The following is a 10,797-nucleotide window of genomic DNA, read 5'->3' as shown; positions in this document are numbered from 1 at the left end:
CTTATGCCTTATGATCTTTTTCTTCTTTAAAAAGCACACGCTTCACATAAAACAAAATCCCCAATCCAAACAAAATCAACGGCAACTCCCAGTCTGCAGAAACCGGCAGCCATGTCAACATCATGAGAATCAGCAAAACAGCTCCCACACCTGCATAAAAGACCACCGTTTTTTTTAATTCTTGGTTTGATTGAAACAAAACGCTCTCCTCCATAACTCTAATTATGATCGTTTTTCTAGTTTTTTTAATATTTTTTCCCAGCCGGTATCTCCCATTTTCCGATCAATTAATTGTCCCTCTTTATCTATGAGGCAAAAACTTGGCAATCCTTGAATTTTATATTTTGTGACAATCTCATAATCTTGATCCAACACAATGGGAGCAATGAGATTCTTTTCCTCCGCATATTTCGAAACAACCTCTATCGATTTTTCTTCTTCCGTATATGGAACATGGACACAGGTTAAATGGATACTCAACTGATCCACACTATGTAGAATGTGGTCGGTTAATTCTTCACAATGCGGACAGTTAACTGACCAAAAATAAAGAAGCTGAGTATGCTCTTCAGGTAAACACCGCTGATGTGAAGAATGAATCCAAGGAAGGTGCTCAGGCCATTTAAGTATTTGCGTTTCCACTACTCATCCCCCTTTTCTTTTAATTGAAAAGCGATGATTTTTCCTAGTGCCTCTTCTGCGGCAAAAGGAGCCACATTTCCTGATGGATTCTCTTGTTCCTGTTTTAGGCACTCGTACATATTTTTTTCGATTTTTGATGGGTCAATCCAAGAGATACACCACGACGCCCAAAAACAAGTAGGACCCTTATAGCGTTTTGCCAAAGGCAGAAGAAATGGCAAACTAGGCTGACCAATTCTCATGAGTGAGATTGCAGCCCCCATTCTTGTCTCCTCTTCTTCACTTTCTAACAGTTTAGCAAGAGCTTCTGCTGCATCCCCTGCATCTGCTCCAAATTCACCAAGAACCGCTGCTGCAATATTCCGCAAAGAACCCTCTTCTTTTAAGGCTTCAACAAGCACTGGCACTGCCTCTTTTCCTGATTTCCTTAATTCCCCCATGGCTTGAACGATTGTTACTTCATTCGTATTGACTAAACGTTGAACCGATTGGGATAGCTTATCTTCTGGTTTCATGACAATCAACTCCTCTTTTTAATGAGTCCCACGGCATCGATAACACATCACATAACATACACATCCAGCAAATACACATGTCATCGTTGTAAACCAGCCATTAGTGAACAGATGAATCCCAATGATGACTGCAGCACTTATGACAGATCCGATGAGCAATGATTGATAATAGATGCCCAAAGAAAGACTCGCTTCTCGTCTCAAAGGCTGCGTAAAGGCAAAGAGCCGAATGGTCAAAAACCAAATATAAACCCCTCCCCCATAAATGGCCCAATACAATACATCATGAATCTCTAACAAGATAAGAGAAACCAAGTAGACACCATACAACCAAAAGGTTTGAAACACTTCCAATAGAAGAATTTTTTGATATAAAGCACCCGGAAAAAGATACAGCAATCCCGTTTGCCCGTGTCTTACAATCCCCGCGTAATATGAACTGAGCAGGACAGATGCACCAATGACCAGAAAGAATAGAGTCAACCAATTTGAAAAATAAGAACTGACGACATAATAAGTACCGATCAACAGCATGGTAGATAACAGATGGAAGGTAGCATACTTTTTGATCATCAATATTTCTAGCCAAAGGAAAGCCCAGATGCCCGTTAATGATGAAAGCCCCCACCACGTCTTGCTTTTCTTTGGACTTATTGGATTTGCATGAACCTGTTTCCCCTCAAATTCCTCCCAAAATGCCGCCTCTTTGACTAACGACTCCATCATCTCTATACGATGACTCGACCTGTACATCATCATGAAAGATAAAATCATCATTCCAAGTAATATCAATACAGAAATGAATGAAAACTCCACTATCATGCGTCCGACTTGATACATAAAAGAAGCAGATATCTCCATCATTGACGACTGTTTCAATATCAATTGATTCATAATAAGCAATGAAAGACAACCAAACATCAGTATAAAACCAATGAAGAGCACTCGCTTATATACTTGAATGGTTCTTGCACAAGATACCGCAATCATCCATGTTTCGATCATACATAACAGCGCTGTTAACAGGAGTGATTTACCAAGTAGAAAAAAGTACTGCTTCGTTAAACAAAGAAGGAGGATATCAGCCATCACAGCAGAAACAATGAGAAGAGCACATCGCCAAAAAATGTGATATACCCATACACTCATCACAACCGTCCATAAGGAAGCACCACTTCCATACAACCACATGATATCGTTCATCTGACTAGGCAATCGATTCGAAAACAAACCAAAGCCAGTATAAAGAACAAATAAAACGACAATGAACCATCCAGCTGTACTCGCATTCCAATCGCCCATACTTGAGACTGCGCTCAGCTGAAAACCAATGGCAGCAATCATAAGCAGCAAGATCAAAAAGGGCATTTTCTTTTCTTGATTTTTACTGATCAAGCGCCTTTGGGATTTCATCCATAAAAGGGAAAGCGTGTTATTCACTAGACCACTCCCCTAGAAGTTGAATGACTTCTGCCCGCCACTTCATTTGTTCTTCCTGCCGCTTAGGAACAGCGATACTTTTCATGATGGCACCGTCTCGAATCAATATCACCCTACTAGCCGTATCAAGAACAAACTCTAGACTATGAGTGGACACAAGAACCGAACCACCTTGAAGACTCTTCTGTATCAGCCAATCTGACAACCATTGTTTCGAAGGGATGTCTAACCCAACAGTCGGCTCATCTAAAATAAAAAGGGAGGCATCTTGCACAATGGCCCCTGCTAAGACGACACGCTGTTTTTGACCTCTTGAAAGCCTTCCGCACAATTCGTTCATCTTCATTTCGATATGTACTTCTTTCAACGCCTCAAATACCTTTTCTTTGATCTGTTTTAAACCTTTATGATAGCCTCTCGCACGAAATTGAACATGTTCAGCAACCGTTAAATCTGGGTACAAATATGGCTGATCTGGAATAAGAGCTACTTGTTTTTGGACATGGGAATGACCAGGAGGAAATCCCTCTATGAGTATTTCCCCTTGATCAGGTTGATAGAGACCTGTTAAACATCGAATGGTTGTCGTCTTCCCCGCACCATTAGGCCCAAGCAGTGCCACAACCTCCCCTGCTTCAATAGAAAATGAAAGGCCCTCTATCCCATCACCATTGCTATATCGTTTGCTTACATTCTGAACCTCCATGAATGGCATCAAATCTCTCCCTTTTATTAGAGTGATGTATGCTGAGGCTTTTTGGTATGTAGATATCTTTGAAGTTTAAATTGCCATAAGGGCATACAAACGAGCACAAAATTGTGAATAAAATGTGCCGCCAGTACACAAATAAATCCATAATGCATAAAAAGAAAACCAAGAAAACATCCAAAAACAAAAAGATGCGCCCAGCGAATCCATCTTGGATCATACCCAGTGACCTGATGCATAATTGCCCATAAAAAAGATGATATTAAAATGGACAATATCGCATTCCCACTAAACCAAAATATAAGAGAAATCATTAAGAGCCGGTATATTACTTCTTCCCCTATAGAACTTTGCAGACTCATATTAAGCCCTTGTCTTAAAGTAAATCCAGATAAAAACATACTTCTATTTGATAGTTCCGGAGAAATACGTAATTTATTCATTCTCTCTAACAGGTAAAAGACCAGTGATGTGATGCCTAGACTAATTAACCCAGCGCTAAGACCAATAAAAGTTTGTCCAACGATTTCATCTAAAAATTTCATTTCTAATTCATTCGCAAGAGCGCCTCCTGCCAATGAACATATAAATACTACAAATCCTGTCAATAATCCTGCAAACAAAGTAGAGAGTATACCAAGTAATTTAACAGTTTGAACACTCATCCTAGCATCGTAAGCATTTACTATCGTTAACTGTATATCCTCCTTAATTGTCAGAGATTGCACTAGTACAATCATGAAACCCAGCATAAGACTTAATGTGAGGTGAATTTGAACATTCATTAAAACTAAAACTAATATAGCCATGATCATCGCAGCAGCTGATCCTAACATACCTGAGAGACCAAAAGTAGACTCAACTTGTTCATCTCTTATTACTTTATTCATCTGATCCGTTAAAATCTCTGTATCTGTGCCTATATAAGTGATCACACCAGATTGCATTTCAACTGTTACCTTAAGTCGGATATCTTCCTTTTCAGCGAGATACCAATATGTTTTAATTTCACGAAAATCCTCTTCTTTTGAACCAGAACCAGTTGGTTTTGTCTTAGCCCATAATCCCTTTGAAGAGCAAGTCAATTGATCTTTTAAACCTTCTAGTGAAATCTGACCGTCTTTTTTAGATAATGAAGTTTGCCTTACATCTGCATAAAAAAAGGTCACTTCCCGTTTAGCGTTTACTCCTATCACGAATGATTGGTTTTGATGAACAAAACGAACACGCCAAGACTCAACCAATCCCATTTCATGAAGTATATGTCGATTTTTTTTAAGTAAACCTAAATGATGTAACTTATTCACTGTTTCATGATCATACCAATAGACTGAATATACCTCCCAAGCTTCCACGTCTATGCCCACAAACTCTCTAATAAAATCGATACCAACTTTTCTTGCCTCAATTTTATCTAAAAGGTTTGATTCTATTGTTGACACTCTATACTTCGCAAACAGGAAGAGCCCTATCACTCCAAGACCTGACCACAAAATAAAAGTCATACTATTCATGAGTGATGCCTGCTCTCTTTTCATTTTCAAAGGGGAGATCTGGCTCGGATAGTTCAACTTTCCCTATACATTTACAGTTTTTCGCTTCACATTTCAATTTCAATAGACGTGTTGGTGAACCAATATCAGAAAAAGAATCAGTTAGAATATGACCTAAAGGAATATCCTCTAATTGACAAGGTGTCACATAACCGTCTGCCCTTATATACCAAGCCAAATAACCCGGTGTACAAAAATCAGTTGTAAAAGAACTATCTTCATGCTCCCAATCAATTATATTCAAATGGTGTCCCCACTTAGAACGTGCCTGCTGTAACTGGCTTTGAACACGATGTTCAAATGAAGTTTCTAGCGCTTTAAAATTCTTTGTAGCACGTCCTACGGATAATGTCTTACCAGCACGGAAAATAGAGGCATTTGCTTTTGCACAATGATCAACAACCTCTGCTACTTGATCAGCGTTCATTTCATTGATGGTCATTGCAACAATTACAGGAACATTCACTTCTGTTAACCGCTGGATGGTTTCCATACTTTCCTGAAAAGCACCTTTTCTTCCCCTTAAGGAATTGTGAGTGTCGCTCGTACCGTCAATACTAATTTGTACAGATACATTTCCTAGATGACTGAGTAATTCCACTTCTTCTTGTCTCCAGTTTAAACCATTGCTAAAAACGTTTACGTTCGTAAATAATGAACTCGCAACCATCACAATTTCTTTGAAACCTTTTATGAGTTTGGCTTCGCCCCCTGTTAAAGTGACATCAGCCACACCTTGCGCAGCTAGTTTTTGCATCACATTAATCCACTGGGAACATGTTAATTCTTCAGGATAGGGCTTACCAGAACTAGCATAACAAAAGGAACAACCTAAGTTACAAGCGTTTGTTAATTGGAGAGTACAGCTAATTGGCAAATAGGACTGTAAAGATCCTGTAAATTGAATAGGTTGATTCAATAACCCTTGTGTCCAAGCTTCTGTAAAAGGATGGGCACTCAATTCTTCACGCAACTGATCAGCTGTTAGCTCTTCCTTTTTAACGATTTCCCAGATACGAGCAGTTTTGCTCACGTCTTTATTCTTAGATAATAAAAATGCAAGCTGAGCCCCTCTTCCACTCAATCTAAAATAATACATTGATTTTCTATCTATCATGACTGCGCCATGAGGCTGCAAATGAATCGCTAGTTCAGGTAAATCATATTCTGCTAGTTGATTACTTGACATAAATAGACACCCCTTTTATAGAATAAGGAGCTAGCAATATATGCTTAACTCCCTATGTTATTCATTAAATAGCTCTCATTGCAGGATGTGGCAGTGCACAAACTCGTGTCATTGCAATACTTTTTGAGGCCCAGCACCCCATACATCCAGCCGCCTTAACAATTGAAGTACCACCTGGACGCTTAAGGCTTTTTTTACTCACAGATTCCCATTCTTTTTGGTTTCTTGTCATAAGTAAAACCTCCTCTCAAAATTTGCATAGTGTCAATAGACCCAATCGCTATGCACCCTGATATTACCATATGAAAAATGTCGAAGTAAGGGGAATTGTGTAAAATATTATAAAAATATACTTAAAAGGTTTTTATTTCAATAAATTAGAGAGAACTAAATATAAAAAAGATTGGATATGAAAATCCAATCTTTTAGCCCATACTTCCCTTATACAAAAATTTTTCATTATCTACCTCATCAAGATAATCATTAAACCAAGTCCATATCCCGACAAGCCCAAGCATCCACCTCGACCTTTAAAGCAGGTGAAGCCAAAGCCACCACATAAATCATCGTCATACAAGGCAGGTGGTCTCCTAAAAACTGACCCATGATTCGTTTTCTACTCTCAGCATCAAACTCACCTACCAAATAAAACACAAGCTTCGTTATATCTTCTACTTTCATATCTGCCGCTTCTACATTGCGTTTTACATTCTCTAACGCTAGCTCGAGCTGTTCCATCGGGCTCGCTGGGATGATCCCATCGACTTCCATCCCCACTTGCCCTGATAAGGTTAACCACCGCTGCGGCCCTGTTGTCTCTATTTGATGGATGTACGGTGCAACTGGCGCGTGAATGGTCTCAGGATTACGTGATGTTTTCATTGATCAAACCCCTTTTCTGAAAATACAATCAATTTCCACCTATCATACCAAACTTTCTTCCCATCCTACCTGCATATGCTCCAAACGAAGCCAAAAAAAAGACCTTTCTTCAAAAGAAAGACCTCTCTAAAATGATGACCCGCTCCGATGTTCAATTTGATGAATCCAATTCAAATCCGCCTCTAAATGAAGCAGCGTGCCAGAAATCAATAAGTACCGACTCTCATCACCTTGCACAAGACATTCCGTTTTCAGCTTCGTGAGTTCCATCACATCTTTCATGATGACGGCTTTCTGCTGCTGAAGCATTTCTTTTTCTTGATGAAATCTGATTTTCCGTGCACAGCCCCATTTAAAGTGAAAATCATCCTTTGCAGCATGATATGGAACAGGTGCCAACAGCCATGATTCCAGCTCTTGTCTGCCTTCTTCCGTCACGTCGTACAGCTTTCGATCTTGGTCATCTATTCCCACTGCTGTCACCAATTGATCACGAATTAACCGATCAAGCGTCGTGTAGATTTGACCCGGGTTGATTTTTCCTTTTATTCCGAGCAATGACTCCAGCTCTAGCTTTAATTCATATCCATGATGTTGCTGCTGACAGAGCGATGTTAAAATTCCGTATTTCACTGACATATGATTTAACCTTCTTTGAGAGATGATATCATCTCTATTTTACTCGCTGTCGCACTAGAAATCCATGAAGCCGCTAAACTGAGTGCAATTCCTGCGATCACTGCCAGCAACACATGCACAAATGGCAGCTGAAATGAAACAAATCCACTGAGCCAATCAGATTGGCTTGAGACATATAGAAGAATCACACCAAATAAAATGCCGCCAATCACACCTGATAACCCAATGAGCACACCTTCTCCGACGATCATTTTTCTCACCTGCTGCTTTGTCAGCCCAAGCGCCCGCATGGTGCCAATCTCAGATGTGCGTTCAAGCGTGTTCATCAGTAGTGTATTGGCTGTTCCAATGCTCGCGAGCCCAATAATGAAAATGAGCATCATAGAAATTAACTCGTTCATACCAGTTAAAGCCGATGTCGTTGATTCAATCTCATCCTCTACTGTTTTCACCTTTGAAAGCCGCTGCCCAAAGTCTTCCCATAGCTGATCTCGTAAAGACTCACCGGCACCTTTGTCTTTTAACGTAAGCAGGATATCAAGGGGCTGCGTCCACCCTAAATCCTCTTGTAAAAATGTCTGATCGACAAATGCCACATAACCCGAATGATGAGAAGTCTTGACCACATCAATGACTTGTAACTGCTGCCGGCCAGAAGGTGCATTGAGATACACACTCTCTCCAATACGCCCACCCCATTCATCAAACGCACGCTCTCCTAACACGATAGAAGGCGTTTCTGATAATCGTTGATACAAATCGCCTTTATTGTCACCTTCTATAAAAGAAGGTCCTTTCTCATCCACACCGATGATAGAAAATTGTCTTTTCTCTCCATGGGCCGTTTCCCATGTCAAAGGAGCCGCTTCCATCATCGGTTCCACCCGCTCAACAGACTCATAGGATGACAGCTTTTCTTGATCCGCTTTCGTCCATGGCGCTTCAGAGGTAACCCTGAGATCACCGCCGTACGTTTGACGAATCTCTTTTTCGTAGCCGTCTGGAGCTGATTCAATGACCGCACTTAAAAGAAAGATCACAGCAATCCCAACAGCTAGAATCGCCGCCGTATTGGCATTTCGATTCAGTTGCTGCGTGACATGCTGCGAGGATAGATGGCCCGGGTAACCAAAGACAAACTTCAAAAGAGGCGCCAACAACCGGTTCAAAAAGAGCAGAAAAAATGGGAATAACAGAACCATACTGGCTAAAATGGCAAGATAAGCAGCCGGATGATCCACCCATACAAATGAAAGCAAGCCTATCCCTATCACCGCTCTAATGACCGATTGTTTTTTCGGTGTAGAAGTTTGGGTAGTGGATTTTAAAGTCAGCAGCACAGACGTTTTCCCTGCATGATAGATCGGAAATAACGAAAACAGCACAGGGAACACAATACCAATGATCACGGAAATTATAACAGGCACTTGCCAATCTAACGAATACACCATATCAAAAGCAAACACACCAAGCAGTGTTTGCATGAACACATCTCCAAGCCAAACGCCAATCGGCACCCCAATGGCTGTTCCAATACATGCCAAGATCAAAACCTCAATCAACATCAGCTTAGAAACAGAGCCCTGCGTATAACCAAAGCTCTTCATAATCGCAAATTCCTTTTTCCGTTCCATCACACTCGTATAAATCATATTAAACACGATAAAACCGCTCATAAACATCGACAGCCCTGCAATGAGGTAAAAGAACGTGTACAACCCGCCAATGTCATTACTTTGCCGGTCATCCGCCACCACAGGCTGGACAAAAACATCGGCATCCTTGAACTCTTTCTGTAAAGATTGAAAGAGCTGCTCTCCGCCATCATTCGTCTGAAATCTCATATAAGAAAGCTGATGATCGAGTCCCGTCCATTCTCTCAATAAATCAAGCGGCGCCATCACACGAAAACTCGATGATTCTGCACTCTTCCAGTCACTCGGACTTGAAAGCAGCTGTGTATATTCCACAATGGCAGATACCTTCGCTTCGCCCAAATCAGAAAAACGAATGGTATCTCCCACTTTTTTATTCAGCAGCTTCGCCACAACATCTGGTATGACCAACCCCTGATTATCCAAACGCCCTTCAATCACAGGCAGCTTCAGTAAAGAGCTCGTTTGATCTTGTACTCCGGTAATTCGCACCGCCCGTTGGTTAAGAGAGTGATCACCTTCTACATCAAAAAACGTCTGTTTATCCAGCGCTAATAATGATCCTGTCACATCAGGATGCTTTAAAATGGAGGATATCTGTTCCTCATCATACGTATGATCATCACTCAACACCCAATAATCTGCATCAGCGACATACATTTGCTCATAGTAATGAAACACATCATTTGTCGTTCGATCGGCAATGAGCATCGACGTGACAAAAGCAATTCCCACAATGATGCCAAGAACAGAAATGGCGAACCGCTTTTTATGCTGACTCATGTTACGCCATGAAATTCGCCACATACTGAGCATAATCATCATCCTTTCTAGAAATCACTTGATCAATAACACCGTCTTTAAAAAGGATGATTCGGTCCGCAAACCCCGCTGCGAAAATATCATGCGTCACCATGATAATCGTCTGCTTGCTTTCTCGATTGAACTTGCACATTAACGCCAAAATATCCTCCGCTCTATGCCGGTCCAAGTTCCCCGTCGGCTCATCTGCTAACAGCACTGACGGCTGATTGACTAGAGCTCTTGCAATCGCTACACGCTGCTGCTGCCCACCGCTCAGCAAACTAGCCCGTTTCCGCCCAAGTCCATTCAAGCCAACAGCCTCTAACAGCTCTACAACCGTCTGTTGATTCTCCTTTGTTAAACGTCCATCTGCATGCAGCGGAAACGCCACATTTTCTTCGACAGTTAATGTAGGCAGCAACTGATAATTTTGAAACACAAACCCAATCTGTTTTCGGCGAAAAATCGTTCTCTCTTTCTCATTCATCTCACTCAACTGATGCTCATCTATCAAAATCTCTCCATCAGTAGGCAGATCAAGCCCGCCTAACAGCTGAAGTAATGTACTTTTTCCAGAACCACTCGGTCCCATCACCGCTACAAACTCCCCTTCTTCTACCGTCAAATCAACGCCCCTCAACACCTCAGTCCGCTCCTGGCCTTGAAAGAATTCCTTCTTCACATTCTTGATCTGAATCATCTGCAAACTCCTCCCATTCCTTTACGGAGTAATTATATACTAAGTATATATTATTTCAACATTTAAATC

12 protein-coding genes are annotated in these 10,797 nt (G+C 41.0%); all 12 read right to left on the bottom strand.

Features of this window, described 5'->3' with window-relative positions; genetic code table 11:
* Position 1: 1 nt before the first annotated feature.
* The 12 genes from NST57_RS01170 to NST57_RS01115 all read right to left on the bottom strand — a co-directional run bounded on the left by NST57_RS01170 (position 2) and on the right by NST57_RS01115 (position 10,728).
* Entirely contained in the window at positions 2 to 199 is a 198-nt protein-coding gene (locus NST57_RS01170; RefSeq protein WP_019744074.1) for a hypothetical protein, read from the bottom strand.
* 23 nt (positions 200 to 222) lie between these two features.
* The gene (locus tag NST57_RS01165; protein ID WP_008343914.1) at positions 223 to 642 is read right to left on the bottom strand and encodes a TlpA family protein disulfide reductase; all 420 of its coding nucleotides are present in this window, start codon (positions 640 to 642) and stop codon (positions 223 to 225) included.
* On the bottom strand, positions 642 to 1,157 hold the full coding sequence (locus tag NST57_RS01160) for a HEAT repeat domain-containing protein (protein WP_341297850.1): 516 nt from the start codon (positions 1,155 to 1,157) through the stop codon (positions 642 to 644). The genes NST57_RS01165 and NST57_RS01160 overlap by 1 nt, the downstream gene beginning before the upstream one ends.
* Positions 1,158 to 1,175: 18 nt before the next feature.
* Positions 1,176 to 2,597, bottom strand: a complete 1,422-nt coding sequence (gene skfF, locus NST57_RS01155) for a sporulation killing factor system integral membrane protein (protein ID WP_341297849.1) — start codon at positions 2,595 to 2,597, stop codon at positions 1,176 to 1,178.
* Positions 2,590 to 3,312 carry an ABC transporter ATP-binding protein gene (locus NST57_RS01150; protein ID WP_019744076.1) on the bottom strand — a complete coding sequence of 241 codons (723 nt, stop codon included), beginning with the start codon at positions 3,310 to 3,312 and terminating at the stop codon, positions 2,590 to 2,592. The genes skfF and NST57_RS01150 overlap by 8 nt, the downstream gene beginning before the upstream one ends.
* Before the next feature lie 17 nt (positions 3,313 to 3,329).
* Entirely contained in the window at positions 3,330 to 4,820 is a 1,491-nt protein-coding gene (locus NST57_RS01145; RefSeq protein ID WP_057078687.1) for a CPBP family intramembrane glutamic endopeptidase, read from the bottom strand.
* A complete protein-coding gene (skfB, locus tag NST57_RS01140; protein ID WP_341297848.1) occupies positions 4,813 to 6,048 on the bottom strand; it encodes a sporulation killing factor system radical SAM maturase in 1,236 nt (411 codons plus the stop codon). The genes NST57_RS01145 and skfB overlap by 8 nt, the downstream gene beginning before the upstream one ends.
* Before the next feature lie 64 nt (positions 6,049 to 6,112).
* A complete protein-coding gene (skfA, locus tag NST57_RS01135) occupies positions 6,113 to 6,280 on the bottom strand; it encodes a sporulation killing factor (protein ID WP_017366484.1) in 168 nt (55 codons plus the stop codon).
* 251 nt (positions 6,281 to 6,531) lie between these two features.
* Positions 6,532 to 6,930, bottom strand: coding sequence for a RidA family protein (locus NST57_RS01130; protein ID WP_341297847.1), 399 nt, complete (start codon positions 6,928 to 6,930; stop codon positions 6,532 to 6,534).
* A gap of 126 nt (positions 6,931 to 7,056) precedes the next feature.
* Complete coding sequence (locus NST57_RS01125; protein WP_007498534.1) at positions 7,057 to 7,569, bottom strand: PadR family transcriptional regulator; 513 nt, start codon at positions 7,567 to 7,569, stop codon at positions 7,057 to 7,059.
* Positions 7,570 to 7,574: 5 nt separating this feature from the next.
* Positions 7,575 to 10,040: an FtsX-like permease family protein gene (locus NST57_RS01120; RefSeq protein ID WP_341297846.1), complete on the bottom strand. Its 2,466-nt coding sequence runs from the start codon at positions 10,038 to 10,040 to the stop codon at positions 7,575 to 7,577.
* Positions 10,009 to 10,728, bottom strand: coding sequence for an ABC transporter ATP-binding protein (locus NST57_RS01115; protein ID WP_048001369.1), 720 nt, complete (start codon positions 10,726 to 10,728; stop codon positions 10,009 to 10,011). Before NST57_RS01115 ends, NST57_RS01120 begins: the two co-directional genes overlap by 32 nt.
* Positions 10,729 to 10,797: the final 69 nt, after the last annotated feature.

Source organism: Bacillus sp. FSL M8-0077, from assembly GCF_038050255.1.
In the GTDB taxonomy this organism is placed as follows: Bacteria; Bacillota; Bacilli; order Bacillales; family Bacillaceae; genus Bacillus; species Bacillus altitudinis.
The sequence above is the reverse complement of the archived record's forward strand: the minus strand, read 5'-3'. Positions and strand labels throughout refer to the sequence as shown.